This window comes from Variovorax ginsengisoli, assembly GCF_030486595.1.
In the GTDB taxonomy this organism is placed as follows: Bacteria; Pseudomonadota; Gammaproteobacteria; order Burkholderiales; family Burkholderiaceae_C; genus Variovorax; species Variovorax ginsengisoli_B.
This window is the reverse complement of sequence record NZ_JAUJZH010000029.1, coordinates 1-26,393: the sequence shown is the minus strand read 5'-3', so window position 1 is coordinate 26,393 and position 26,393 is coordinate 1. Positions and strand designations below refer to the sequence as shown.

Annotated in this window: 26 protein-coding genes and 2 pseudogenes; 21 read left to right on the top strand and 7 right to left on the bottom strand. The window is 60.7% G+C overall.

The genetic code is table 11. The features are described 5' to 3' along the window. Positions 1 to 6: 6 nt before the first annotated feature. A complete protein-coding gene (gene gcvA, locus QZH52_RS30090) occupies positions 7 to 1,029 on the bottom strand; it encodes a transcriptional regulator GcvA (RefSeq protein ID WP_301814638.1) in 1,023 nt (340 codons plus the stop codon). A 193-nt stretch (positions 1,030 to 1,222) separates the two neighbouring features. Between gcvA and QZH52_RS30085 the strand changes: the two genes are divergently transcribed. The 17 genes from QZH52_RS30085 (at position 1,223) to QZH52_RS30005 (ending at position 17,846) form a co-directional block, all read left to right on the top strand. Then, positions 1,223 to 2,125: an FAD binding domain-containing protein gene (locus QZH52_RS30085; RefSeq protein WP_301814637.1), complete on the top strand. Its 903-nt coding sequence runs from the start codon at positions 1,223 to 1,225 to the stop codon at positions 2,123 to 2,125. Between the two features lie 33 nt (positions 2,126 to 2,158). Beyond that, complete coding sequence (locus tag QZH52_RS30080; protein ID WP_301814636.1) at positions 2,159 to 2,719, top strand: (2Fe-2S)-binding protein; 561 nt, start codon at positions 2,159 to 2,161, stop codon at positions 2,717 to 2,719. Further along, on the top strand, positions 2,712 to 5,132 hold the full coding sequence (locus tag QZH52_RS30075) for a xanthine dehydrogenase family protein molybdopterin-binding subunit (RefSeq protein ID WP_301814634.1): 2,421 nt from the start codon (positions 2,712 to 2,714) through the stop codon (positions 5,130 to 5,132). The genes QZH52_RS30080 and QZH52_RS30075 overlap by 8 nt, the downstream gene beginning before the upstream one ends. Next, positions 5,129 to 5,926, top strand: coding sequence for an alpha/beta fold hydrolase (locus tag QZH52_RS30070; RefSeq protein ID WP_301814632.1), 798 nt, complete (start codon positions 5,129 to 5,131; stop codon positions 5,924 to 5,926). The genes QZH52_RS30075 and QZH52_RS30070 overlap by 4 nt, the downstream gene beginning before the upstream one ends. A 33-nt stretch (positions 5,927 to 5,959) precedes the next feature. Continuing rightward, the gene (locus QZH52_RS30065; protein ID WP_301814631.1) at positions 5,960 to 6,691 is read left to right on the top strand and encodes an enoyl-CoA hydratase/isomerase family protein; all 732 of its coding nucleotides are present in this window, start codon (positions 5,960 to 5,962) and stop codon (positions 6,689 to 6,691) included. Between the two features lie 8 nt (positions 6,692 to 6,699). Next, positions 6,700 to 7,401 (top strand): SRPBCC family protein, encoded by a 702-nt coding sequence (locus tag QZH52_RS30060; RefSeq protein WP_301814630.1) that lies wholly within the window; start codon positions 6,700 to 6,702, stop codon positions 7,399 to 7,401. 259 nt (positions 7,402 to 7,660) lie between these two features. After that, entirely contained in the window at positions 7,661 to 9,121 is a 1,461-nt protein-coding gene (locus tag QZH52_RS30055; protein ID WP_301814629.1) for an NAD-dependent succinate-semialdehyde dehydrogenase, read from the top strand. A gap of 85 nt (positions 9,122 to 9,206) precedes the next feature. Further along, a complete protein-coding gene (locus tag QZH52_RS30050; protein WP_301814627.1) occupies positions 9,207 to 10,388 on the top strand; it encodes an ABC transporter substrate-binding protein in 1,182 nt (393 codons plus the stop codon). Between the two features lie 18 nt (positions 10,389 to 10,406). Continuing rightward, positions 10,407 to 11,297, top strand: a complete 891-nt coding sequence (locus tag QZH52_RS30045; protein ID WP_301814626.1) for a branched-chain amino acid ABC transporter permease — start codon at positions 10,407 to 10,409, stop codon at positions 11,295 to 11,297. Beyond that, a complete protein-coding gene (locus QZH52_RS30040) occupies positions 11,290 to 12,288 on the top strand; it encodes a branched-chain amino acid ABC transporter permease (RefSeq protein WP_301814625.1) in 999 nt (332 codons plus the stop codon). Before QZH52_RS30045 ends, QZH52_RS30040 begins: the two co-directional genes overlap by 8 nt. Then, positions 12,285 to 13,028, top strand: coding sequence for an ABC transporter ATP-binding protein (locus QZH52_RS30035; RefSeq protein ID WP_301814623.1), 744 nt, complete (start codon positions 12,285 to 12,287; stop codon positions 13,026 to 13,028). The genes QZH52_RS30040 and QZH52_RS30035 overlap by 4 nt, the downstream gene beginning before the upstream one ends. Next, a complete protein-coding gene (locus QZH52_RS30030) occupies positions 13,015 to 13,737 on the top strand; it encodes an ABC transporter ATP-binding protein (protein ID WP_301814622.1) in 723 nt (240 codons plus the stop codon). The genes QZH52_RS30035 and QZH52_RS30030 overlap by 14 nt, the downstream gene beginning before the upstream one ends. Before the next feature lie 70 nt (positions 13,738 to 13,807). Continuing rightward, positions 13,808 to 14,554, top strand: coding sequence for an SDR family NAD(P)-dependent oxidoreductase (locus tag QZH52_RS30025; protein ID WP_301814621.1), 747 nt, complete (start codon positions 13,808 to 13,810; stop codon positions 14,552 to 14,554). Positions 14,555 to 14,570: 16 nt separating this feature from the next. Next, on the top strand, positions 14,571 to 15,773 hold the full coding sequence (locus QZH52_RS30020; RefSeq protein WP_301814620.1) for a cytochrome P450: 1,203 nt from the start codon (positions 14,571 to 14,573) through the stop codon (positions 15,771 to 15,773). Positions 15,774 to 15,798: 25 nt separating this feature from the next. Next, positions 15,799 to 16,122 (top strand): 2Fe-2S iron-sulfur cluster-binding protein, encoded by a 324-nt coding sequence (locus QZH52_RS30015; protein WP_301814618.1) that lies wholly within the window; start codon positions 15,799 to 15,801, stop codon positions 16,120 to 16,122. Beyond that, a complete protein-coding gene (locus QZH52_RS30010) occupies positions 16,119 to 17,363 on the top strand; it encodes an NAD(P)/FAD-dependent oxidoreductase (RefSeq protein WP_301814617.1) in 1,245 nt (414 codons plus the stop codon). The genes QZH52_RS30015 and QZH52_RS30010 overlap by 4 nt, the downstream gene beginning before the upstream one ends. Positions 17,364 to 17,552: 189 nt before the next feature. Then, complete coding sequence (locus QZH52_RS30005; RefSeq protein WP_366919336.1) at positions 17,553 to 17,846, top strand: IS1096 element passenger TnpR family protein; 294 nt, start codon at positions 17,553 to 17,555, stop codon at positions 17,844 to 17,846. 155 nt (positions 17,847 to 18,001) lie between these two features. On the opposite strand, the gene ggt is transcribed toward QZH52_RS30005, so the two are convergent. The 4 genes and pseudogenes from ggt to QZH52_RS29985 all read right to left on the bottom strand — a co-directional run. Further along, the gene (gene ggt, locus QZH52_RS30000; RefSeq protein ID WP_301814615.1) at positions 18,002 to 19,534 is read right to left on the bottom strand and encodes a gamma-glutamyltransferase; all 1,533 of its coding nucleotides are present in this window, start codon (positions 19,532 to 19,534) and stop codon (positions 18,002 to 18,004) included. Positions 19,535 to 19,612: 78 nt separating this feature from the next. Next, complete coding sequence (locus tag QZH52_RS29995) at positions 19,613 to 20,077, bottom strand: Lrp/AsnC family transcriptional regulator (RefSeq protein ID WP_301814614.1); 465 nt, start codon at positions 20,075 to 20,077, stop codon at positions 19,613 to 19,615. 224 nt (positions 20,078 to 20,301) lie between these two features. Beyond that, entirely contained in the window at positions 20,302 to 20,931 is a 630-nt protein-coding gene (locus QZH52_RS29990) for an IS5 family transposase (RefSeq protein WP_301814613.1), read from the bottom strand. A gap of 58 nt (positions 20,932 to 20,989) precedes the next feature. Further along, positions 20,990 to 21,157, bottom strand: a pseudogene (locus QZH52_RS29985) (IS5/IS1182 family transposase); the annotation flags it as partial. Between the two features lie 332 nt (positions 21,158 to 21,489). Between QZH52_RS29985 and QZH52_RS29980 the strand changes: the two are divergent. The 4 genes from QZH52_RS29980 to QZH52_RS29965 all read left to right on the top strand — a co-directional run bounded on the left by QZH52_RS29980 (position 21,490) and on the right by QZH52_RS29965 (position 25,813). Continuing rightward, on the top strand, positions 21,490 to 22,617 hold the full coding sequence (locus tag QZH52_RS29980; RefSeq protein WP_301814612.1) for an amino acid ABC transporter substrate-binding protein: 1,128 nt from the start codon (positions 21,490 to 21,492) through the stop codon (positions 22,615 to 22,617). Between the two features lie 102 nt (positions 22,618 to 22,719). Further along, positions 22,720 to 23,880, top strand: a complete 1,161-nt coding sequence (locus QZH52_RS29975; protein ID WP_301814611.1) for an amino acid ABC transporter permease — start codon at positions 22,720 to 22,722, stop codon at positions 23,878 to 23,880. A gap of 1 nt (position 23,881) precedes the next feature. Continuing rightward, the gene (locus QZH52_RS29970; RefSeq protein WP_301814610.1) at positions 23,882 to 25,027 is read left to right on the top strand and encodes an amino acid ABC transporter permease; all 1,146 of its coding nucleotides are present in this window, start codon (positions 23,882 to 23,884) and stop codon (positions 25,025 to 25,027) included. Positions 25,028 to 25,090: 63 nt separating this feature from the next. Next, the gene (locus QZH52_RS29965) at positions 25,091 to 25,813 is read left to right on the top strand and encodes an amino acid ABC transporter ATP-binding protein (protein ID WP_436411651.1); all 723 of its coding nucleotides are present in this window, start codon (positions 25,091 to 25,093) and stop codon (positions 25,811 to 25,813) included. Between the two features lie 45 nt (positions 25,814 to 25,858). Here the strand turns inward: QZH52_RS29965 and QZH52_RS29960 are convergent, their stop codons facing one another. Further along, positions 25,859 to 26,275, bottom strand: a complete 417-nt coding sequence (locus tag QZH52_RS29960; RefSeq protein ID WP_301814608.1) for a LysE family translocator — start codon at positions 26,273 to 26,275, stop codon at positions 25,859 to 25,861. Between the two features lie 12 nt (positions 26,276 to 26,287). Further along, positions 26,288 to 26,393: pseudogene (locus QZH52_RS29955) on the bottom strand (IS5/IS1182 family transposase); the annotation flags it as partial.

The following is a 26,393-nucleotide window of genomic DNA, read 5'->3' as shown; positions in this document are numbered from 1 at the left end:
AGGGAATTAAACCGTCGGCACTGTCCACGTGTCGGGCGGTTGCGGCACTGCAAGGTCCGGCGGCGCAATGGCGCTGATGCTCCAGCCCATGCTGTTTGCCCAGTTCGCGATCGAGTCCTCAGTGTCGCGGCCTTCCCGCGCCAACCAATCACAGAATGCCCGCACCGCCGGCGATCGCTTGCCCGACAAAGGCACGTTGGCGTAGTACTGACGCTGCAGGGCTGCCAGCAGCCCGAATGGCGCGCACAGGTTACCCGCGACGATGTCGTCCACGACCAGGAAGAGCGGAACCAGCACGATTCCTAGCCCTTCCGCCGCAGCCTGCAGGGCGAAGTACATCTGCTCAAAGTGCAATGTGTTCGCAGCTTGCAGGTCCCTTTCCCCCGCCGCCTCGAGCCAGTCCGGCCAGCTGTAGGGCTCGGTCGCATACCGGATCAGGGTGTGATGTCGCAGATCCCCAGGGTCGCGAAGCCGACCCCGCTCGAGCAGGTCAGTGTGGCACACCGGCACGACGAGCTCGGTCATGAAGGGGTCGGACCTGCACCCCGGTAGTGGATCGTGAGCTCCCCGGATTGCGATGTCATAGCCGTTCTCATGGAAATTGACTGTCGACAGCGAGGTCGTGAGTCGAACCTCGATCTCTGGATGCTGGCGTTGGAAGCTGGACATCCTCGCGATTAGCCATCGCATCGTGAAGGTGGGCGGCGCGTTCACCCCCAGCGACACAGGTGCATCTTGCTGGGCAAACTGCATCGACGCCACGGCAAGCCGATCCAACATGGACGTCACTTCGGCCGCGTAGCTACGGCCAGCATCGGTCAAGACCATGCGCGACGCCGAACGGCGAAAAAGCGCGCTTCCAAGCCAAGCCTCCAGCAAGGCGACTTGTCGACTCACGGCGCCGTGTGTGACGTGCAATTCTTCGGCGGCTCTCGTGAAACTCACGTGGCGTGCCGCAGCCTCGAAGGCGCGCACGGCGTTCAGCGGCGGCAATTTGCGTGTCATACGGGTCTCTATGGTGTCTTGCATCTGGAGGCTTGTCTCGTGAGTTTATCTGACGCTGCCTCAGCTTTATTCGTTTGTGGTCGTGGGTCCCCCCGAATGACACTTCCGGTCCTGAAGGCAGGCCCTGTGGCCGCCCGACCCGCAGACAGGAGACTCGATTGATCCCAAATTGCGACGCCAAGACAGGCGCCTGCCGTCCAGGCAAGCCGTCCACGAAGTGGGCCGCATCGTGAAGGCTGCGCCCTTCGACTACGTACGAGCCGAATCCATCGAGCACGTGCTGGAGCTATTGGCTCAGTACGGGATGGACGCCAAGGCAATCGCCGGAGGCCAGAGCCTGGTGCCCATGATGGCGATGCGGCTGGCGCGTCCGGCCGTGTTGGTGGACATCAACTGGATCTCGGATCTGAAACAGGTGGAAATCGAAGCCGATCGCGTCAGCATGGGTGCTACAACCCGGCAGAGAGATGTGGAAGACGATGCCGAGCTTCACGTGGCGCTGCCACTGATCCGCCGGGCCCTGAAGTGGGTTGGGCACGTGCAGACCCGAAATCGGGGAACCATCGGTGGCAGCCTGGTCCACGCAGACCCATCGGCCGAACTGCCTTTGGCCGCTGCAGTGCTTGGTGCAACGCTGCGCTTGCAGAGCCGGGACGGCGGTGAGCGCGCCCTCGGCGCAGAGGAGTTTTTTCTCGGCCCCATGTTTACGGCGGTGGGTGAAACCGAGTGCCTGATCGACATCGAGTGGCCGATCTGGAGCGGCCCCGGCGTCGTGAGCGCCTTCGAGGAAACAGCCATGCGCAGCGGCGACTTTGCCATGGGCTCGGCAGCATGCCAGTTGCAACTCGATGCAGAAGGCGTTTGTCGACGCGCGGCCATCGGCCTGGGCGGAGTGGACGGCACGCCTCTCGCATTTCCCGACCTCGCGGCCGAATTGACAGGCCGTCGCATCGACGGCGTCCTTGCACGCGAAGTCGCGCAGGCCGCCATCGCGCGGGCTGAGCCCGGCGCGGATCTACATGCCGATGTCGAGTACCGCCGCCACTTGGGCGCTGTCCTACTCGCGCGCACGCTGCAGCGTGCAGCTTCCAGCGTGAATCCCAGTGTCACGGCGCACTGACGAATTGCAACCCCTTCCCAGCGAAAGAGACCCATGTCCCCCACACCGGTCACGGTTCAGATCAAGGTAAATGGCATCATCCAACCGCGAACGGTCGAGCCGCGCACGACGCTCGTCGATTTCATTCGCGACCACCTCGGGCTCACCGGCACGCACGTCGGCTGCGAGCACGGGATCTGCGGCGCATGTTCCGTACTGCTCGACGGCGACCCGGTGCGCTCCTGCTGCATGTTCGCCGTGCAGGCCGACGGCCGATCGGTGACAACCGTCGAAGGCCTGGCGCCAAAGCGAGGTTGTCTGTCCAAGATTCAGGATGCCTTTTGCGAGGCGCACGCGCTGCAATGTGGCTATTGCACGCCGGGCATGCTGATCGCCTGCCACGCGCTCATAGAGAAATCGCCCTCGCCCAACGAAGCGCAGATCCGCGCTGCGATCGGCGGCAACCTTTGCCGTTGCACGGGATATCAGCAAATTGTCGATGCCGTGAAGCTTGCCACCCAGCCGGGCTATGAGGTCAGGGTCGCACCCGCCACGCAAGCCGGCGACCGTTCAAGCTCGGGCCACACCTTGATTCCGGGAGCCGCCAATGGCTGAACCAAGGCATGCGGCCTACAAAGCGTTCAAGTTCATCGGGCGCCATCGGCGCGCGGTCGAGCATCGGCGCTTCGTGCTGGGCCAGGGGCACTATGCCGCGGATGTGGTGCCGGCCGGCCTGCTTCACGTCGCCATCGTAGCCAGTCCATACGCCAGTGCACGCATCGTTTCCATCGACTCCTCGGCGGCACTCGCATTGCCAGGCGTCCATGCGGTTCTCACAGGCGACGAACTGACGCCCGAGATCGAACCGATGCTTCCCGGCGTCGACGCGCCCCAGGTTGCGCGCTATCCGCTGGCGACGGGCGTTGTGCGCTACGCCGGCGAATGGGTGGTGGCGGTGGTTGCGGAAACGCGGGCGCTGGCCGAGGATGCCAGTGAGCTTGTCATCGTCGACTACGAGCCGCTGCCCCACATCGTTGACCCCGAATCCGCGATCGAAAGCGACGCTCCTTTGGTCCACCCATCGCACGGGTCGAACGTGATCTGGCATCGGAAGTTTACGTGGGGGCCAGTCGATGCGCATTTCGCGGACGCTGCACACTCCCTGAGCTATCGCGTACGGTGGGCGCGCAGTTCAACCGTTCCCATCGAGACCTTCGTGGCGACGTGCCTGTGGAACGACGCGACTCAGATTCTCGACGTCTGGGCCTCGATCCAGATGCCAAAGTATCCGGACCTGCTCGCCAAATGCTTGCGGCTACCGGGCAACGGAGTGCGAGTCCACTTCGACGTCGACGTGGGCGGCAGCTACGGCGTGAAGCGTGGCCTGAAGCACACGATCCTCGTCGGATTTCTAGCGAGAAAGCTCGGACGCCCGGTGCGCTTTCTCGAGGACCGCCTGGAGAACATGCGCGGCGGCGACATGCAGGGGCCCGATCGGATCTTTGACGTGACGTTCGCCTTCGACGATGACGGCACGATCCGCTCCATGCGAATGCGCGCACTAGATGACATCGGCGCCTACTCGGGGCGCTCTCCGTTGCAGCTCGGCAAGCCGGTCGGAGCCATCGTGGGGCCATACCGCATCGCCAGCGTCGAATACGACGCCATCTCGGTGATGACCAACAAGACGCCGCAGGAAGCCGTCCGCGGTTTCGGCCAGGCACCCACCAACTATGCGATCGAGAGCGGGATCGACAAGGTTGCGCGCTTCCTCGGCATGGACCGGATCGCGCTGCGTCGTCGCAACATGATCGGCCACGACGAGTTCCCCTATCTCATCCCGAGTGGAACGCTATATGACTCCGGCGACTTCGACGCCGTCATGACCAAGGCACTTGACGCGGCGCCCTACGACACCATCGTTCGGGAGCGGGATGCCATGCGGGCACGAGGGCTCCTAGCAGGCATTGGCATCTCGACCTGCCTGGAGCCGTCTGGCGGCAATTCGGCCTTCGAGCCGCTGTTCAATCCCAAGAACAAGACAACCACATGGATGGACTCGTGCCTCATTCGGATCGACTTGAGCGGTGCAGTAACCGCCATGATGGGGACCTCGACCTCGGGGCAGGCGCACGAGACCCTGGTCTCAACCGTCGTTGGTGAGATCCTGGAGCGCGAGCCGGACAGCATTCGCGTGTTGCACGCAGATTCGCTGAACGCCTTGCCCTCGAATAGCCCGGTGGGCAGCCGCATGGCGATCATGCTGGGCGGCGCCGCAGCCGGCGCCGCCAAGATCCTGCGCGAAAAGCTCATCGAGATCGCGGCGCACAACCTGAAGACGACGGTCGAAGCGCTCGTTTACGAAAGCGGTGACGTTTTCTTGTGCAACGATCCTTCGCGCCGGATGGGCTGGGATGCGCTGGTTGAGATTGCGCATCGTCACTACCATCACATGCCTGAGGGCATGGAGCCGGGCCTTCAAGAGAAATTCTGCTGGGAGGTCCCCACCGGGGGCGGGTTGCCCACCGAAGACGGTCGCATCCAGATGTACCCGTGCCACTCCTTCGAGTCACACGTCACGCTCGCCAGCATCGACCCGGAGACCGGCAAGACCACGCTGCATCGCTACGTGGTCGGCCACGACTGCGGTGTGATGATCAGTCCCGATGTCGTACATGGCATGACCTACGGCGGCGTCGCGCACGGTCTTGGCGCAGCCTTGATGGAGAAGTTTGCCTTTTCCGATGAAGGGCAGTTGCTGTCCGGCACCTTCATGGACTACCTCATCCCGAGTTCGGAGGAGGTCCCCTCGGTCACGATCGTCGATCACTGCACGCCTTCGCCACTGACGGTCTTCGGACAAAAGGGCTCGGGCGAGGCCGGCTACCTCGGCAGCCCAGCGGCTATTGCAAGCGCGATCAACGACGCCTTGGCGCCAGCCGGCGCGTCCATCGATTTCTTGCCCATGACGCCCCAGGCTGTCTGGCGCGCACTTCAAAAACCCATCGCACCAAAGGTCCGTTCATGAGTACCCCTGCCCGCGCCGGCGACATCGCCTTTCTGACCCACGGAAACAGCGACGCGACTCCCGTCGTCCTGGCCCACTCCATCCTCTCCTCTGGCGCCATGTGGTCATCACAGGCGAGTCTGCTGGTCGAACATGGCTTCTTCGTCGTCTGCATCGATGCGCGCGGCCATGGCGCATCGGGTGCGACCCCTGCGCCGTACAGCATGGATGGCCTCGCGGACGACACGGTGTCGGTACTCGACACCTTGAAGATCGAGCGCGCGCACTACGTCGGACTTTCGCTGGGTGGCATGAGCGGCGTGGGCCTCGGACTGCGTCATGCAGACCGGCTGCTCAGCCTGTGCCTGTGCGACATGCGTGCCGACACGCCTGCGGCCGCGGCGGCGCCATGGGACGAACGGATCGCCATCGCCCAGGCGGCGCGCAGTTGCGCGCCGCTCGCAGAACCCACGCTCGAGCGCTGGTTCGGCCGGGCCTTCCTCGAAGCCAATGCGTCCACCGCTTCGCTGTTGCGCAACGTCGCCAGCACGACCTCCGTGGACGGTTTCGCGGGCTGTGCCCGGGCCATCCAGGCCATGGACTACCTGGCCGTGGTGGATCGCGTCGAGACGCCCACCTCCCTGATCGTCGGCGCCCGGGACGGAACGCTTCCAGACGCCATGCGCGCACTGGCACAGCGAATCCGCGGCGCGGTCTTCGAGGTGATCGAGGACGCCGGACACCTTCCCAATGTCGAACGGCCGGACGCGTTCAATGCCGCGCTGCTGCGGCATCTTGAGCGCACCGTGGCGTGACTACTTTCATTTTCATCCCCAAGGAAATCCACTATGCATCCCCAACTGAAGATCGAACAGGACGGCCGCCTTCTGCGCATCACGCTGAACCGTACCGAGGACAACGGCGTCTCGGACAGCATGGCCTCGGCCTTCTCGGAAGCGCTGCTGACCGCGCACACGACCTCGGACGCCGTGCTGCTGCGCAGCGCAGGCCCTGATTTCTGCACGGGCCGCGTGCGCGATGCAGGACCGACGCCAGCCGCGACCGAGGCCTACGCTCGTCGTGACGAATACGACGGCATCTTCGGAAGCTACCAGGCAATGCGCGGTGCCAAGGTGCCGGTGATCGGCGTGATCGAGGGTCGCTGCATGGGTTTCGGCACAGCGATCGCCTCGCTGTGCGACGTGAGCCTTGCCAGTGACGCCGCGGTGTTCAACATTCCCGAGATCGGCCACAACGTGATGCCGACCATGGTGATGTCGGCCGTCTACGATCGCATGAGCCGGAACGCGATCCTCTGGATGGCGTACTCCACCGACTTCATCGACGCCGAGCGCGCCATGGCCTATGGGATCGTGAGCAACGTCGTGCCAGCGGAAAAGCTGAACGCAGAGGTGGATCGCTTCTGCGAGTTGCTGTTGAGCCGGCCGCGTCCCGCCATCCTGGGCCTCAAGGAATATCTGCGCGTGGCGCCGCTGATGGACGAACAGGGCGCCATCGACTATGCGCGCAGCCTGCACTCTATGGTCAATACCTCGGCCGCCATGAAGAAGAAGCACTGAGCGGCGCCATGGAAATCAACGGTACTCAAAGCATCGATGCACCGCGCCAGAAGGTGTGGGAAGCGTTGCACGATCCCCTCATTCTCAAGCAATGCCTTCCCGGTTGCGAATCTGCCGAGCGCGTCAGTCCTGAAGAATTCCGGGTGACCATCGCGGCTGCCATCGGCCCTCTTCGTGCGCGCTTCAACGGCAACCTTCGCATGACGGAGTCCAAGCCGCCCGAATCCTGCCTGATGATCTTCGAGGGGCAAGGCGGCGTCGTCGGCTTCGGCAAGGGCACATCCTCCGTGTCGCTCGCGGAGACGACGGAGGGCACTTCTCTCAGCTACACCGCCAACGCGCAAGTCGGAGGAAAGCTCGCGCAGGTCGGCTCTCGACTGATCGACAACGTGGCGCGGAAGATGGCAGACGACTTCTTCATTGCGCTGCGTCGACAGCTTGTCGCCGGTGTGAAGAGTGCTTCAACGCCGCTGAGTCCGCGATCGGGGTCTGCCTCCGTTGCAGCAGTCTCCGCGACGACTCCGCTGCCAGCCGCGCCGCAAGTTCAGAGGCCCACCGCTCCCGCGCCTGTCGTACATCCGGCCTTCGCTGCCGTCGATGCGCCTGTGGGCTCCACGGCAAGCGTTGCGCTGGTTCCGGCCTGGTGGCTGGCCGTCTCCATGGTCCTCGGTTCTGCCGCGTCGCTGGCTGGCGTCGTCCTCACCCGCTAGGTCGAACTTGAACAGACCCGACCTCAGGCAGACATGCGCCGATGCGCGCGGGCATGCTTGAGATCCAATCTGATCTGCGTCGCATCCGCGCGAACGAGCGGCTCAGCGTTGAACCAAGCATCAAGCATCGATGGACCACCATGGGTGGAAACCCACCCCTTGTGAAAAAAGCTAACGTTACCTCAGTTTCCATCGGTTGTTGAGTTTCGGGCTGCTCAGCAAAATCGAACCATGCCTCGCATTCGCAGGCTCGCATTTCATGCACTCAAGGAAAAAAGTGGAGACTTCGCTTACCCACACGCAACTGCTCATCGATGGACGCTGGACCGACAGCGCTTCAGGCCGGAGGCTGGACGTTGTCAATCCGGCCACGGGACTTGTGATCGGGACCGTCGCCCATGCAACTGAGCAGGACTTGGCCCGGGCGGCAGAGGCATCGGCGAAGGGATTTCGCATGTGGCGACACACCTCCGCGGTCGAACGCGCCGGACTCATGCGCAAGGCTGCAGCTTTGTTGCGTGAACGCGCTGACCACATCGCGCGGCTGATGACTCTCGAGCAGGGAAAGCCACTCGCGGAGGCCCGCCTTGAGGTTCTCAATGGCGCCGACACGATCGAATGGTTTGCCGAAGAGGGAAGACGCACGTACGGCCGTGTCGTGGCACCGCGCAATCCCTCCATCCAGCAACTCGTGCTCAAGGAACCTGTCGGTCCGGTCGTGGCTTTCACGCCTTGGAACTTCCCGATCAACCAAGCCGTGCGCAAGATCTCCGCTGCATTGGCGACGGGATGCTCCATCATCGTGAAGGCACCGGAGGAGACACCCGCTTCGCCTGCCGAATTGATACGTGCGTTCGTCGACGTTGGGGTGCCGGCCGGGGTCCTCGGCCTGGTTTACGGCGAACCCGCCGAGATCTCCAACTATCTCATACGCCATCCTTCGATCCGAAAGATCACCTTCACCGGCTCGACGCCAGTGGGCAAACAACTCGCCGCGCTGGCCGGCCAATACATGAAGCGCGCCACGATGGAACTGGGCGGTCATGCACCGGTCATCGTGTGCGAAGACGCGGACATCGTCAATGCGATACGTGCCACTGCGACGGCCAAGTTCCGGAACGCAGGGCAAGTCTGCATCGCACCGACTCGATTTCTTGTTCACAACAGCATCCTCTCCGAGTTCACCCGCACCTTCGTCGAGCACGCCGAGACGCTGTCTGTCGGTGACGGTTTGGCTGAAGGAACTCAGATGGGGCCGCTTGCGAATGGCCGGCGCCTCACGGCCATGATGCAGGCCACCGACGATGCATTGCGGCGGGGCGCCACGCTGGAGCTCGGGGGCAAGCGCTTGGGGGGCGTGGGCAACTTTTACGCGCCCACCGTTCTCGGCAACGTATCACTCGATGCCGACGTCTTCAACAACGAGCCCTTCGGGCCGGTGGCTGCGATTCGCGGATTTGAAAGCCTGGACGAAGCGATCGCGGAATCCAATCGCTTGCCCTTCGGTTTGGCCAGCTTTGCCTTCACCCGATCTATCCGAAATGCCCACCGACTGAGCAACGAATTGGAGGTCGGAATGCTGTGGGTGAACCAGCCTGCTTTGGCCGTTCCCGAGATGCCCTTTGGGGGCGTCAAGGAATCGGGATACGGCTCAGAAGGTGGTCCGGAAGCGATGGAGGCCTACCTTGTGACGAAGTCTGTATCGATCCTCTCCGTGTAAGGCGAGGCGCGGTACGCGTTGACCTCAACCCCTTTCTCTCTATTCCTCAAGAGCGCCCTGCCTCAACAATCATCTGGAGACAAAAATGAAGCACAACCTCGGCCACACCATCGCTGCCGCTGCCCTCGGCTTGGCCAGCATCGCCCACGCGCAGACCTCCCCTTCCACGCCAATCAAGATCGGTGTCGTCACCCCCTTGTCCGGTACATACGCTGGAATTGGTCAGACAGTTCGCTGGGGCCTCGAGTTGGCAACGGCCGAGATCAATGCGTCGGGAGGCGTTCTCGGCCGCAAGCTCGAATTGCTTTTGGAGGACGAGGAGGCAAACCCTGCCGTCGCTGTACAGAAGGCTGAGAAATTGATTCAAATCGCCAAGGTGAACCTGCTCACCGGCACAGTGAATTCCGGTTCGACGCTCGCCGTAGGCCAACTGGCGGAGCGCAACAACGTCCTCGCATCGACCACGGTCTCCTATTCCGATGCGATCACTGGCGACAAATGCTCTCCCAATCTGTTTCGAGTCAACGCGCGCGCCGAGCAGCAAGCCATCACGCTCGCGGCATACGTTGCCAAGGTGAAGCCGAAGGCGCGGGTGTTCTACATCGGACCTGACTACGAGATGGGTCGCTCCAGTGTCGCAGCCTTCAAGCTCTACGCCGAGAAGGCGGGATTGCAGTCTGTGGGCGAATTCCTCGCCCCCATCGACTCTAAGGACTACACGCAATACTTTGGCCAACTGCGTGCGGCACGCCCCGACGTCATCTACGCCGCGGTGGCAGGCAACGACACTGTGCGGTTGCTGACACAGTTGCAGGAATTCGGGCTGCTCAGGAACGTACTCGTCACCGGCAACGCGGGGGTCATCAACTCGCAGAACGTTGTCGCAGTCGGGACGGCCGGTGAAGGATTCATCAGCGGCAACAACTACTCTCCGAAGATCGACACAGCAGAGAACAAGCGCTTCGTTGCCTCGTACAAGGCTGCATACAAGGCGGATCCCGATGGGTTTGCAGCCGACTCCTATGGGTTGGTCTACCTCTACAAGCAGGCGGTCGAGAAGGCCGGTTCCACCGATACGGACAAGGTGCGTGCCGCACTCAAAGATCTCAGCTGGATGACGCCACAAGGCACCAAGACCTTGCGCGGCGGCGATCATCAGGCGATCCAGGACATGGTTGTGGTGGCAGTACGAAAGGGCGAGTTCGACGTGGTGGGCAAGGTTCCAGGCGCCGAGTCCATCGGCCCCGACGCATGCGCGCGTTTCTGAGCCCGGCGGAGCGCGCATTTGTCCATCTTCGACTACCTTCAGTTTGTCCTCGCACCCCAGGTCGTGAACGGCCTCACACTGGGAGTCGCGCTGGTTCTCGTCACGTTGGGGCTGACCATCACCTTTGGTCTTCTCGATGTGCTCAACATGAGTCACGGCGAGTTCTATGCCGTCGGCGCGTTCTGTGCGATCGCGCTCGGCTTGCTCGGGATCGGCTTCTGGGCATCACTGGTGCTCGTGCCGCTACTGATGATGCCGTTCGCGATGTTTATCGAGCGTGCCATGATACGGCCCGTCTATTCAAGGGCAGATCGACACACTACGACACTGCTAGTCACGTTCGGCCTTGCTCTGGTTCTCGAGGACGCACTTAAACTGGCCTTCGGCCCCAACCCGTACCGGCCGGAAAATCCGCTACCCGGCGCCCTCTCGCTCGGCGAGATGGTCCTGCCGACATACCGGCTCTTCTTGATCGGCGCCGGAAGCGCGGTGATCGCCGTTGTCGCGTGGGTGGTGTATCGCACCCGGATCGGCGCGATGGTCCGGGCGGCGGCCTTCGATCGAGATATGGCTGCGTCGCTCGGTGTACCGGTCGGGGTGGTCTACGCCTGCACTTTCGCCTGCGGGGCGATGCTCGCTGGGTTGGCTGGGGTCCTGCTGGCGCCGGTGTACTCGGCGTTTCCAACCATGGGCCGGGACTTCATCACGCTCGCGTTCAGCGTCGTCATCGTCGGTGGAATGGGCTCGATCGCCGGTGCGGTCGTGGCCGGGCTCTTGCTCGCACAGGTAAGTGCGTTGACGAGTCTGGTCATCGCACCCGTATGGACCGAGCCCATCGTCTTCGGCGTGATGGTGCTCTTTTTAATGTTCCGTCCGAAGGGACTTTTTGGACGGATTGGCCATGCTTGACCGACAAGCTCTTGAACTGCGTGCCAGCCATGTCATGACGGCAGGACTGGTACTTGTCGGCACTGTGTTCTTCGTGATCGCATTGGCGATGCAAGACACCTTCTACTTGCGCCTGGCGACGGAGGCACTGATCTTTGCCGGGCTGGCGCTCTCTGTGGATCTGCTGTTGGGATGCACGGGCCTGCTGTCGCTGGGACAAGCGTTGTACTTTGGTGCCGGTGCCTACGTGTCTGCGTTGCTCCTGATCTCCGGTCGCTCGTTCTGGGAAGCGCTCGCCGGAAGCGCCCTGCTCGTGCTGTTGCTGTCCATCGTCGGTGGTCTCATCGCGAACCGCGTACGCGGCGTCTACTTCGCCTTGATCACGATTGCGCTCGCGCAGGTGGGTGCCAAAGTGGTCTACAACACACGCGCACTGGGCGCGTCCGACGGGCTTATCGGCATTCCCGTGGTGGAAATCAGCGGCTTTGGATTCACGACCGGCAGCGCCCCTGGGTTCTTCGTGTTCACTGCTGCCATCATCCTGGGCCTGTACGCGCTTCTTTCCGGACTGCTGAATACGCCCCTTGGCCGAATTCTGCTCGCGCTACGAGCCAACGAGCGCCGTATTCCGTTCTTAGGCTTTTCGGTTTGGCGCGCCCGCATGATCGCCTACGTGCTTGCCGCGACCTTGGCTGGAACGAGCGGCGCGCTATATCCCATGCTGCGAGGCTTCGTATCGCCCGAGTTGCTCTACTTCACAACTTCAGGCAACGCCCTAATCGCCGTCATCGTGGGGGGTGTAGGCACGCTCACCGGCGCGCTTTACGGCAGCCTCTTCGTGATTGTTTTGAAGTCGTTGCTCAGCAGTTACACCACTCACAGCCTAATGGTGATCGGCGCGCTCTTTATCGTATTGGTGCTCTTCCTCCCGCAGGGCTTCGCGGGCTGGCTACGACCTCGACTTGTGGCCTGGATGGACCGGCGACAATCCCAGACAGGTGGAACCAAATGAAAGCAGCCTCACTCACTGTTCGCGACTTGTCGCGGTCGTTCGGGGGTCTGCGCGCCGTCGACAGAGTCTCCTTCACGGCGACGGCGGCGAAGATCACCACCGTGATCGGCCCCAACGGGGCCGGCAAATCGACCCTGTTCAATCTGATTAGCGGTGCGCTTCACCCGGATCAAGGCACAGTGGCGCTGAATGATCGCGACGTGACGTCGATGTCGCCCGAACTGCTCAAGTGCGCTGGCGTTTCGCGGTCATTCCAGATCACCAACCTTTTTTCCGACCTGACCGTGGGCGAGAACTTGCGGATTGCGGCTCAGTTCCTGGAGCCCGCGCGCTCCATGTTCCTTCCCATCCGAAAGAGCACGCGCGCGCTGCGCAAGTGTTCGGAAGTGTTGAACCGCTTCGGGCTCGCGGCTAAGGCCGGCGTGCTGGCCGGCGCCCTCTCGCACGGCGAGCAGCGTCGACTCGAAGTGGCGATGTGTCTAGCGTCAAACCCTGGAATTCTCATGCTCGATGAACCCACGCAGGGCATGAGCCATGGGGACACCGCGGAGACCGCGAAGATGCTCAAGGAGCTCTCGAAGGAAGTCACGATCTTGCTGGTGGAGCACGACATCGGGCTGGTGATGAGCCTGTCGGACCATGTGGTGGTCATGCATCAGGGCCGAAAGCTTTCCGAGGGTTCGCCTGCGGAAGTGCGCGCCAATGCCGACGTTCAGGCTGCCTATTTTGGACATCATTGATATGTTGAAAGTCCAATCGCTTCACACGTACTACGGCCTGAGTCACATTCTTCAGGGCATCGATATCGATGCCGTTGAAGGAGAGTCGATCGGCATTTTTGGACGTAACGGTGCGGGCAAGACCACGCTGCTCAAGACCATTGCCGGATGGGTCCGTCCCAGCCAGGGATCGCTGCAATGGAACGGTCATGCGCTGGCCGAAGTAGCACCCGATCGGGTATGTCGACTGGGCATCGGATTCATCCCTGAGGATCGACGCATCTTTCCTGGGTTGAGCGTCGATGAGAATCTGCACCTCGGCCTGATGCAGGCTCGGGGTATTTCGACCGCGGATAAGAAGGCCGCCGTTGATCGAATGTACAAGCGCTTTCCTAAGCTGGCAGAGCGCCGTAAGCAAGCGGGAACCACGCTTTCTGGCGGTGAACAGCAGATGTTGGCGATGGCTCGAACCATTGTGGCGCGGCCTCGGCTTCTGCTCATCGACGAGCCGACCGAAGGGTTGGCACCGATGATTGTCGAGGACATCTTCTCGCTGATTGGCGAGTTGAAACGCGAAGGAACGACGATCCTTCTGGTTGAGCAGAATATGGCCGGCGCGCTGGCAGCCACGGACCGTTTCTACGCGATCGACCGTGGTCGTGTGATCCTCCAAGGCAGCTCCGCTTCCAACGACGACCAGCAGCGACTGATGGAGGCGATCGCCGTCTGAAACCGCCGCACGACTCCGGAACCACGAAACATTTATCAGGATATCTTCAATGGCAATGCACAAGGGCCGAATGGCCAACAAGGTCGTTATCATCACAGGGGCCGCGCAAGGCATCGGGCGGACCTACGCACTCGCGATGGCTCGGCAAGGAGCCCGAATCTGCGTATCGGACATTGTCCCTCCTGACGAGACACTCACTGCAGTTCTCGCAGAAGGCGCCGAAGCGATGGGCATCCGCTGCGACGTGACGGATCAGGCCTCCGTCGATGCCATGGTGGCCGCTGCACTGGGCGCCTTTGGTCGGATCGACGTCCTGGTCAACAACGCCGCCTTGTTTGCTAGTCTCCGGATGCGTTCATTCATGGATCTTGATCTGCAAGAATGGGACAAGGTCATGACAGTCAACGTGCGAGGGACCTGGCAGGTCACAAAGGCGGTCGTGCCTTCGATGCGTGCTACCGGTGGCGGAAGCATCATCAACATCGCTTCTGCGACCGTGTTCAAGGGGTCGCCGCTTCTCGCCCACTACGTGGCCTCCAAAGGCGCTGTGGTTGCGATGACCCGAGCTTTGGCGCGCGAAGTGGGCGACGCCAACATCCGGATCAACGCGCTGGCGCCCGGCCTCGTCATGAGTGAAGGCGTGCAGGATCACCCCGGATGGCTGGAGTCGAGCAAATCGATCGTTGCCAGCCGGGCCATCAAGCGAGAGTCGCAGCCAGAAGACATGGTCGGCGCGCTGCTTTTCCTGGCCAGCGACGACAGCGAATTCGTGACGGGGCAGACGCTCGTCGTCGACGGCGGCTCGGTAATGCACTGACAAGCGGGAGCACCACATGAGCGTTGCGACTTCGACAACGGCAACCGAGCTGGATCTCGATCCATTCAGTGCCGACTACATCCTGAACCCCTATCCTCAGCACGAGCGGCTGCGAAGCAAAGCGCCAGTCGTCTGGCTCGAGCGCTACAAGTGCTATGCCACCGGTCGCTATGAACTGGTGCGCGCTGTGCTGGAGGATCCCGTTACGTTCTGTTCCGGTGCAGGCGTCGGACTCGGCAATTTCAATAAGGAGCCACCGTGGCGAGTGCCCAGCATGGTGCTGGAAACCGACCCTCCCAACCATACGAGGAATCGAGCGGTCATCAGCCGCGCACTGTCGCCCGCGACCTTGCGCTCTCTGCGCGACCGCTTCGAGCGCGAGGCTCAAGCGCTGGTGGAGCGCGTGCTCGCTGTTGGCGGCACGACTGAAGCCGTCAAGGACCTCGGGGAGGCATTTCCTCTGAAGGTATTCGCTGACGCAGTAGGGCTGCGAGAGGATGGTCGCGAGAACCTCATCGCCTACGGAAATATGGTCTTCAACGGCATGGGCCCGCGCAATGCCCTTTACGAGCAGGCCATGGCAAATGCCGATGCAGTGAATGCTTGGGTCTGGCCCGCGTGCCAAAAGGAGGCGCTGGCACCTGGTGGTCTCGGTTTGAAGATCTTCGAAGCGGTGGACTCGGGCCTGTTCAGCGAACTTGAAGCGGCCACGCTGGTTCGCTCCTTTCTGTCGGCAGGCATCGATACGACGGCCAACGCGATCGGCCTCCTCCTGCACTGCTTTGCACGCTTCCCTGAGCAATGGGATCTGCTGGTCGGTGACCCCAGCCTTTCTCGCGGTGCTTTCGACGAAGTCTTGCGCTTGGAATCTCCGTTCCAGACTTTCTTCCGAACCACAACAAAGGACACTGAACTCGGCGGCGTGCGATTGGGGGTGAATGAAAAGATCATGGTGTCGCTAGGCTCTGCCAATCGCGACCCCAACCGCTGGGATGCTCCCGAAACCTTCGACATTCGTCGTGCGACGACGGGCCACGTCGCCTTTGGCGCGGGTATTCACGGCTGCGTTGGACAAATGATGGCGCGGCTTGAGGTGGAATCGCTGCTGCGTGCCCTAGTGTCCCGAGTCAGGCGTGTGGAATCGGCAGGAGAACCGCGCTGGATGCTGCACAACACGCTGCGCGGACTCGAATCCCTCCCACTTCGACTCATTGCTTGATGGGCTGCCCGACCCACGAACGAACATGACCCAGATCACATTCCAGAACGCCCGCGGGGAACGCCTCACGATCGATGTCCCCGACGGGAGCACAGTGATGCAAGCTGCCGTTAGCAACGGCGTTGACGGCATCGTCGCTGAATGCGGTGGCTCGGCCATGTGCGCGACATGTCACGTCTATGTCGATCCCAAGTTTGCCGATCGACTCCCGGCGCCTGACGCAGTCGAAGACGAGATGCTCAACTCCACCGCTGCAGAACGGCGGATCAACAGCAGACTGAGCTGCCAGCTTGTCATCACGGAGGCGCTGGACGGTCTCGTTTTCTTGCTGCCGGATCACCAGACATGAACGAGGCAGGCATCGTCATTGTTGGAGCCGGTCAGGCGGGGGCGCAGTTGGCTTTGTCGCTGCGGCAACTGAAGCACGCCGGACGTGTCACGTTGCTGGGCGATGAGTTCGAGCCGCCCTATCAGCGACCGCCGCTTTCAAAGGCGTACATGCTCGGCAAGATCGAGCTGTCTGGGATGCTGCTTCGGAACGCCGCGATCTACGCCCAGCAGGAGATCTATTGGAGAGGCGGTGCCCGCGTCCATGCGATTCACCGGGCTGACCAGCGAGTCGAACTGACGTCGGGCGATTCCATCGACTACGCAGCGCTGGTACTCGCAACTGGCACCCGCAGCCGCCCGCTCGAGGTCCCCGGCGGTAGGTTGCAAGGCGTGGTCTACCTGCGCAGCTTTGGCGAGGCACGGAACCTGCGCAGCCAACTCGATCGGACGAAGAAGATCATTGTCGTGGGCGGTGGGTTCATCGGCTTGGAGTTTGCAGCGGTGGCGAGTTCCCAGGGCCACAACGTCACCGTGCTGGAATCGGCTTCGAGGTTGTTTCCGCGCACGCTGTCCCCTCCCGCTTCAGAGTTCTTTCGCTCGCTGCACGAGCGCGCCGGCGTTGAAGTGCTTTGTGGGCAAACGTTGACTCGCGTGGAAGGCGATCAAGGTCGGGCGACAGGGGTGACGTTGTCCGACGGCCGGCGCCTTGCCGCGGACCTGGTGGTGGTCGGGATTGGCGTGTTGCCGAACTCCGATCTGGCCAGAGAGGCAGGATTGGTCACCGACAATGGCATACGCGTCAACGCTCGCCTGGAGACGGAGGACCCGGCGGTCTTTGCGATCGGCGACTGTGCCTCCTTCGTCTCACCTTTTCTGGCGTCCCACGTTGGCACCCACGTGCGCCTGGAATCTGTCCAAAATGCCGTTGATCACGCGAAGCATCTTGCCGCTCGGTTGACTGGAGCGCACAACGACTACCAGAGCGTTCCCTGGTTCTGGAGTGATCAATACGACACCAAGCTCCAGATTGCCGGTCTCACGCAGGGTGCGGACCGGTGGTCGATCGAAGGGGATCCAACCAAGGGAGACTTCGGCGTTCATTGCTTTGTCGAGGATCGCTGGCTTGGTTTCGAATCGATTAACAGGCCGGGCGAGCACATGGCCGCGCGTCGCATTCTCGATTCTGGCCATCTGCTTGCGTTTGACGAAGTGAGATCGGCGTCGTTCGACATTCGCGCGAGGGCCACCGCTTCCGCATGAAGGCAGCGCACGGTGGGGTCGATTCGTTTTCGGTGTCAAAAGTAACGCTTCGACTTTCCAGCAGTGGCGCGGGGACGGTTCGCTAAGTCGTTGATTTCGCGAGCATTGGGGTTGTCGTACTTTTCGTATACATGCATGCAGACCGTTTGACGTCACCGAAAAGAGTTTGCAAAAGGCGCTGGGTCCCCGCTGGGTCCATACATACACGAAAAGTACGACAACCCCGACTACGGGGACAACTGGCGCCACCGGGTCAAGGTCGAGAAGATCGTGGAACTGGACACGCCGATCTCGTCGGCAGTGTGCGTGGCTGGGGAGAACGCGTGCCCGCCAGAAGACGTTGGTAGTGCCTCAGCCTATGAGGAATTCCTTTCCTTGAGATCCTCGTGCTCGGGGTCGCTGGGATCGGCGAGCGCGGCAAATGGATCGGTGGATCCTTCGATCCCACGGCGTTCGACCTCGCCGAGGTCAACCAGCGGTTGAGTCAGAGTGAGGGCTGATCGTCAAGAACGGTGTTCGTCGGACTCTTACGTAGTAGGTGCGCCGAGCGCATTTAAAGAATTTCAACGCCTGAGAACTCGCTGTGTTGGTACAGCGATATCAAGCGATTTCTTTGTGATGGCGTAGCCATTCTTCAATTAGAAGCCGAGCGCGATGCCATCGCGTCGACTATCGGAGCCACCCAAGAAGACGCCTTCTTCATTTACCCAGACAGCATGGCACGTCCCCAAAGGATTCTCAGTAGCTGATGGCGCGTGTCCGCGGCTCCGAAGACCCGGCCAAACAGCTTCCGGCACGCCGCGCTCGAGCTCGAACAAATCGCCGCGCGCAAACATGCGCGGGTGCTCGATCGCTTGCTGGATGGTCATCCCAAAATCGACTATGTTCGATAACACCTGCAGTTGCCCGGCAGGTTGGAAGTGGCCGCCGGTAACTCCAAACGACATAACGCCTCGATCATCCTTAGTAAGAAGCGCGGGAATGATGGTGTGCATGGGGCGTTTGCGGCCCTGTAGCTCGTTCGGATGCCCCTCCTCTAGCACGAACCCGGAGCCGCGGTTTTGAAGAAGAACTCCAGTACCGGGCGCAACCAGGCCGCTGCCGAAGTCGTCGAATAGGGAATTGATGAGCGATACAAGCGTTCCGTCAGAGTCGGCGACGGTCACGTAGACAGTATCGCGATGTTTAGGGATAGGCACCGGCAATAGGTCAGGCAGTCTGGTGTTGAAGTCAACTTTCGAGATCAGCTTGCTAATCGTCGCGGCGTCCAGCATGCTTTCCACGTTGACGCCGTGGAATCGAGGGTCGCAAAGGAAGGCGTCGCGCTGGGCATAAGCAATGCGCGAGAGTTCGCCCTGCAAATGAAAGCGGTCGGAAGTCAACGGCCCTAGTCGCGACATATCGAATCGCTCCAGCATGGCCGCTAATTGCAAAGCAACCAAGCCTTGGCCGTTCGGGGGACATTCCCAAAGCCGATAGCCTCGATACTCGACACTGATGGGCTTGACATACTCCGGCTTGAATTCCGCGAAGTCTTCAAGTGTCAGCGCGCTACCCATCTTCCGCAACGCTCCAACGATGTTTTCAGCAATCCAACCCTCATAGAAGGAATCCGGTCCTGCCTTCGCGATAGAACGAAGCGTCTTGCCAAGTTGCGGGTTACTACGTCGCGTCCCTACGCACGGCGCCATCCCATCCGCAAAAAACAACTCGGCAGTCTCTGGATTTGCCGTCATTTTGCTTTTCTGACGCGCCCAATCGCGAGCGAGGCGCTCGGTCACAAGGTAGCCGAGCTCGGACGCATCAATGGCCGGCTTTAGAAGGGCTTGAAGTGGCTGGGTCCCATAGTCCTCGACTAGCCTGGCCCAAGCTCGAACCGCCCCTGGGACAGTGACCGCATGGACACTGTCAGAGGCGATCGCGGCCATTCCCTGTTCTCTTAAAGTAGCGGCGTTGCTGGCCTGCGCAGCCCACCCGGATCCATTCAGCGCAACGGGGAGCTCTCCACGCCGCTTGAGCATGACGAAGCAGTCTCCACCGATGCCTGTCTGCGTTGGCTCAACTACAGCGAGCATGGCAGCCGCAGCCACAGCCGCATCCACGGCATTGCCTCCCGTTCGCAGTACGTCCAAGCCGGCTAGTGCAGCTTGAGGGTTAGAAGTCGCAACCATGCCACGACTTCCGACCGAAACTGAACGGCCAGAATTTTCAAAATCTCGCATTTGGTGTCTCAGGGGGGGGACGGAAGGCTAGACCTGCAAAGGCACGGTCAGAGTTGCCTTAATGCGTTGCATCGCCACATAGGTTTTAAACGCCTTGACATTCCCAGACAGGAAGAACAACTCCCGCGTGAGTCTCTCGTACTCGGTCATGTCTTTTACGTTCATGACCAGCATGAAGTCGAAATCGCCGGTCACATAGTAGACCTGCTGAACCTGCGGGCACACAGAGAATCGCTTCTTCACCTCGTCTAAGAGGTCGATTCGCTCGCTCTCCAGCTTCACCTCGACAAGAATCGTAATCGGTCGACCTACGGCTGCAGGGTCGACAATGCTCACCGTCGATGTAATGACGCCGGCAGCCTCCAGCGCAGCAATCCGCCGGTTAACCGCTGACGGAGAGAGACTAACTGCTTCCGAAAGCTGCCTTTGCGACATCTTGCTGTCCTGCTGCAGCAGCACAAGGATCTTGAGATCGTAATTGTCGAGGAGCATAGCGCCTTGGTGGTGTGGGTACGGGCTGGCTACCATCGCTCAGGTTAGCCTCACGCAATTGTGCGGTCCGTGGCTGGCAACGTTCTGCACATATTCGGGCCGTGGATGCAACGATATTGCGTTCGTTCACGGCGGCAAACACTGCTGCCATGATTGGCCCAGAACGCTTCCGTTGCTCCCCATCGATACTGTCAAAACCGAATCTCCTTGACGTCGCTCGCCGCCTAAGAGGTCATCCGTAAATAATGTTGACGTCTGCTGGCACCTTGCGGAACGCGATGATTGCCGCGGCGAGGAGGTTGAGTGCAACGAAACTGCGCTCCAGTTTTCTCGTAGCGCACGAGTAGCTTTCGGAAGCGGTTGAACCAACTGTGGCAGACCTCGACCCATCGTTGGGCCTTCTTCTTGGGATCGCGGCGCTTGCGCTGTGACTCCTGCCGGCGATCGACGACGTGAGGGATGTAGCCATGCGCATTGATCGTCTCGAGTCCCGCACGACTGCGGTATCCCGCGTCCGCGCACAGGTGTTTGCTGCGCCTGTGCGGCGGTTGCTGCCGCGTCACGGCAATGGCCTGCTGAACCGCGTCGAGCATGGTGATGTCATTCACGTTGGCTGCGGTCACAATGAACGACAACGGAACGCCACGACCGTCCACCAATAGGTGACACTTGTTCTTGCCAATCGGTCGGGTTCCGCCCGACCGCTTCCTGGGCCATTGGCGCTTGAACATCGCCCCATCGACGCTTTGCCATCGCCAGGCGACTACCTCCATCTGGTCGTACTCGGCAAGCCCGGCCTTCCAGAGTGCTTCGAACAGGCCATCCTTCTCCCATTCCAGGAACCGCTTGTGCACGGTGCTCGCCGAACCGCTTCTTGGGCAACGCCTTCCACTGGCAACCCGTGCGCAGCACGTACATCACCGCCTCGAAGACCTGGCGGGCCGGCTTCGGCGGTCTCCCTGCGCCCGCCTTGCGCACATACCCCTTGTCATCGGGCCGAGTGCGATTTGGAATGAGTGGCTCGACCCGTGTCCAGAAGTCGTCCGTCACGACCCATGACTCAACTCGTTTGGCTGTCATCGTCTCACCCCAAGACCGCGGGATTGGGGCTCGGAACGAAATTGTACTATTTGCGGGATCAATGCTTAGGAGAGGAAGGCGGCTCGACGGCAAAACTCGCGGCGGCCCATTTTCGTGCTTCGCGCACTGCAGTAGCGACAAACGAACCACCGCGGTGCAGCGCCAAGGGGGCGTAAGTAGTAACCCTCGCATGTTTGTTTCGCGAATGCAATATCTGCCCGCTTTGACCATCGAGATTCGCCTATTCGTGCGCAAGCCCACTCCTACCATTTCTCCACGCTGAATAGCACCCCAGCAAACAGAAAACCTCAACCCCGAAAGGAATGCGCACCATGTTCACGAATCATCAGGCCTCCCGCGATTTCGAAGCTCGCCCGAACCTCCGAGCTGCGGTGGGCGCCTTGGTCTGCGCAACATTGGTGACGACAGGTGTAGCGCATGCACAAACGCGACCTGATTCGGCTCCGGTTGCAAGTCCCACAGCATCAGTTCCCGCTGGTGCCGTTGCGGTTCCCGCGGCAACATTGAACGCTATCAAGGCTCGTGGCCATCTCATTTGCGGCGTGGGCGGCGACCGTCCAGGATTTAGTTTCCCTGACTCGAAGGGCGTGATGCGAGGCTTCGATGCAGATGTGTGCCGCTCCGTTGCTGCGGCAATTTTCGGCAGCGGCGAGAAGGTGCGATTTGTGACACTTACAAGCTTGACGCGCTTCCCTGCACTGCAGTCCGGCGAAGTAGACATCGTGGCACGCTTCACGACTTGGTCGCTGACGCGCGAGGCGCAGCTCGGCCTGGAGGTCCCCGCAATTCAGTTCTACGACGGTCAAGGCTTTATCGCGAAGAAAAAGGCCGGTTTGAAGAGCGCGCTCGACCTGAGCGGCGCTTCCGTTTGCTTCCAGCCGGGATCGAGTGGCGAGTCAAACGTTGCAGACTACTTTCGCGCCAACAAGATGGAGATGAAGCCCGTCATCATCGAGAAAATGGAGCAAATGCGGGATGCTATTGTGAGCGGCCGATGCGACGTCTACACCAACGATACCGCGCAACTGGCTTCCTTCAAGGCGTCGATTGGCGCTGCCGGGAATGACTATGCTGTCCTGCCAGAAATCATCTCGAAGGAACCCTTGGGCGCATTCATTCGCAAGGGAGACCAACGATTCTTCGACCTGGTTCGGTGGACCCACGCGGTAACCCTTAACGCCGAAGAATTCGGCATGACGGCTGCGAACATCGAGAAGTTTCGCAACAACTCGAATCCGGCCATCCAACGATTCATGGGGGAAACGGGAGACCTGGGGCAGGCCCTCGGCGTCGACGCACAGTGGGCAGTGAATATCGTCAAGGCGGTTGGCAACTATGCCGAGATGTACGACCGCAGCATTTCCCCGCTCGGATTGCAGCGCGGCCTCAACCGACTTCTGAAAGACGGCGGCATTCAGTACGCAGGTCCGATGCGCTAAGCCTGGAAACACATCTCGGGCGCGCAGCCCGGGATCTGCTCAGAAAAATTGCGTTCCGGAATCCCGCTGTTTACCCGACCGCTCGTCGGGAGGTTATACCCCATGAATCAAAAAGTCTCACCACGGTTCAACAGCATCGCTGCAAAACGGCTAGCTTGGCAGACTCTAGTAGGTCTGATTCTGGCACTCGGCATCGGCTGGCTCGTCAGCAATGCTCAGCATAATCTGGACGCACGCAACGTCGCATCCGGGTTCGGTTTCCTCCAAAGAGAAGCGGGACTGCCCATTGCGGAGCACCTGATCGCCTATACGCCGGCGGACTCGTACCTCCGCGCGCTTGTCGTCGGCGCCTTGAACACGCTTTGGGTGGCGTTCTGGGGCATCCTGCTTGCAACGATCCTTGGCACGGCTGTTGGTATCGCTCGACTATCAAAGAACTGGCTACTGACGAAATTGATGTCCGCGTACGTGGAGTTCTTCCGCGACGTTCCACTGCTCCTGCAGCTTTTCCTCTGGTACGCGCTTCTGCAAGGACTGCCGGCCGTACGACAGGCGTTGAACCCAATTGCAGGGGTCTTCTTGTCGAACCGCGGACTGAGCCTACCGCTGCTTGATTGGCAAGCGGCGCATTCGTGGGTGTTGCTTGTCTGGATTGCTGGATTCGCCGTGACCCTCACAAGGATGAAGTGGGCTACGAAGAAGCGCCTGGATGACGGCCGTCAGCATGCCACTTGGCCCATTGGAGTGCTATCGCTGGTCGTGCTGCCAGGGGTGCTTGCCATCCTGCTTGGCGCCGAGTTCAAACTTGACGTACCCAGTCCAAGAGGTTTCAACATTCAAGGCGGGGTAACCGTCTCTCCTGAGTTCTTCGCGTTGCTGTTGGGCCTGGTGCTCTACAACGCTGCGTTCATCGCCGAGATCGTCCGTGCTGGTATTCAATCGGTTGGCCATGGCCAGCAGGAAGCCGCAACGGCGCTCGGCCTACGACCCGCAAGTACGATGAGGTGGGTGGTATTCCCGCAAGCCCTTCGCGTTATCGTCCCGCCGCTGACAAGCCAATACCTGAACCTAGCGAAGCAGTCATCTCTTGCCGTTGCTATTGGTTACCAGGACATCGTGTCAGTCGCTACTACAGCGATGAATCAGAACGGCCAAGCGGTAGAACTGGTGGCCGTCATCATGGGCGTGTACCTCACGCTCAGCCTCTCCATCAGCTTGCTCATGAACTACTACAACGCCCGCATCGCGTTGGTGGAGCGTTGAAATGTCCACGGTACCCGCATCACACACCCTGCACGCGCTCAGCGCTGGCTCAAAGCCGCCTCCAGTTAGCGTCGGGGGAGATCCTCTGGCCTGGGCTCGGCGAAACCTCTTCTACTCCTGGTCATCGACCATCATTACCATCCTGCTTGCTGCCGTACTGGCAAAAGGTGCGATAGCGCTGGTCAATTGGGCCTTCATCAATGCCATTTGGAGTGTTCCGTCCGGTCCGCAGGGTCCGATAACGGACAGCTGCCGAGCGCTAGAGGGGGCCGGCGCCTGCTGGGCAATCATTGCCGACAAGTACAGGTTCATGCTGTTCGGCATGTATCCCTTCGACGAGCAGTGGAGGCCCGCGATTGTGACCGTGCTATTCATCAGCCTGTATGTCGTCTCCTCGCGCAAGTCATTTTGGCGAGCCAGTCTTGCAGGCATATGGGTTGCTGCGCTACTGGGAATTGGCGTGTTGATGTGGGGCGGGGTATTCGGCCTTGAAGAGGTACCGCAATCCCGCTGGGGTGGGTTAGCGCTGACCTTGATTCTTGCCACGGTGGGCGTCGCAGTTGCATTTCCGCTGGGAATTCTGGTCGCACTGGGTCGGCGTTCGCAGCTCCCGTTCATCCGTTGGTTGTGCGTCGGCTATGTAGAGGTCATCCGCGGCGTTCCTCTGATCACACTGCTTTTCATGGCAAGCGTCATGTTCCCGCTGCTGCTGCCTGAAGGGATGAATCTCGACAAGTTGCTACGCGCACAGATTGCCATCATCCTTTTCTTCGGCGCGTATCTAGCTGAAGTGGTCCGCGGTGGTCTTCAAGCCCTCCCGAAAGGCCAAGGCGAGGCCGCGCACGCACTGGGTCTCTCCTACTGGCAGATGACCCGCCGGGTCGTCTTGCCGCAGGCATTGAGGATGGTCATTCCGCCTCTGGTCAACAACTTCATAGGCTTCTTCAAGGACACCTCGCTGGTTCTTGTCATCGGGCTCTACGACCTGTTGGCGGCATCACGCGCGGCGGTCGGTGAGCCAGCTTGGCAGGGGTTCGCAGTCGAGACCTACGTCTTCGTCGGGCTTATCTACTTTGTTTTCTGCTTCGCCATGTCCAAGTACAGCCAGAACCTTGAAGTCCAACTCAACCAGCATAGAAAGCGCTAAGTCATGGCAGCAACATCAACTACCGCAGCAGCAACTCCCAAAGCGAATATCTCCGCAGTCTCCATGCGGAATATCAACAAGTGGTATGGCGCGATGCATGTGCTTCGCAACGTCAATCTTGACGTTGCCTCCGGAGAGCGCGTCGTTATTTGCGGGCCTTCTGGGTCTGGCAAATCGACGCTTATCCGCTGCATCAATCGGCTGGAAGAACACCAGGAGGGCGAAATCGCAGTCGATGGCGTCAAGCTTGACCAAAATCGCGCAACCCTTGACACCGTGCGAAGCGAGGTCGGCATGGTGTTTCAGAGCTTTAATCTCTTTCCTCACCTCACGGTGCTGGAGAACTGCACACTTGCTCCGATGCTCGTACGCCGGGTGCCGCGGCATGAAGCGGAGTCGCTGGCGAAGTCGTACCTCGAGCGCGTGCGCATTCCGGACCAAGCGAACAAGTTTCCTGGACAGCTCTCGGGAGGGCAACAACAGCGGGTGGCCATCGCACGAGCGCTGTGCATGAAGCCCAAAATTATGCTGTTCGACGAACCGACTTCGGCGCTCGATCCCGAGATGGTCAAAGAGGTTCTCGACACAATGGTCTCGTTGGCCAAAGACGGTATGACGATGATATGCGTCACTCACGAGATGGGTTTTGCACGCGAGGTCGCAGATCGAGTGGTTTTTATGGACTGCGGCGAGATTGTCGAGTCGGGGCACCCGGATGCCATGTTTGGAGCTCCGAAGTCCGAGCGTTTGCAAGCATTTTTGGGTCAAGTCCTTAGAAGTCAGTGATGCGACTTGGGCTGTGCCAGTTCAGCAATCAGGCCGGCGGCTCGGTTACGGTGTGGGGCGCTCAGTCAGGACGAGGCGAATACCAAAACAAATGAATATGCAGCCGGCAGTCTTGTCCAGCCAATACATCCCTCGCTGGACCGACTCACGCTTCGCCATCCACGCCGCGGCTATTGCCCACCCAATGTTGATCGGCACGCTGCTTAGGTTGAACAAAATGCCCAACAGAAGAAATGCAGTGGACTTCCCTTCGGCGTCCGCGCGAATGAACTGCGGCAGGAAAGCCAGGAAGAAGAGCGCCACTTTTGGATTGAGCACGTTGGTCCAAAAGCCGCCGACGAACACGTTGAACAAGCTCTTTGGCGGCAAGGACTGGGCGATCGCGACGATGTTACTGTCGCCTTCGGGTGCCCGATCGAACAAGATTCGAAGACCGATGTACACCAAGTATGTGGCACCCATCCACTTTAGAACTTATCCGTAAATTATGTTGACGTCGGCAGGTACCTTGCGGAAGGCAATGATGGCAGCGGCAAGGTGGTTGAGGGCGACGAAGCTGCGCTCGAGTTTCTCGTAGCGC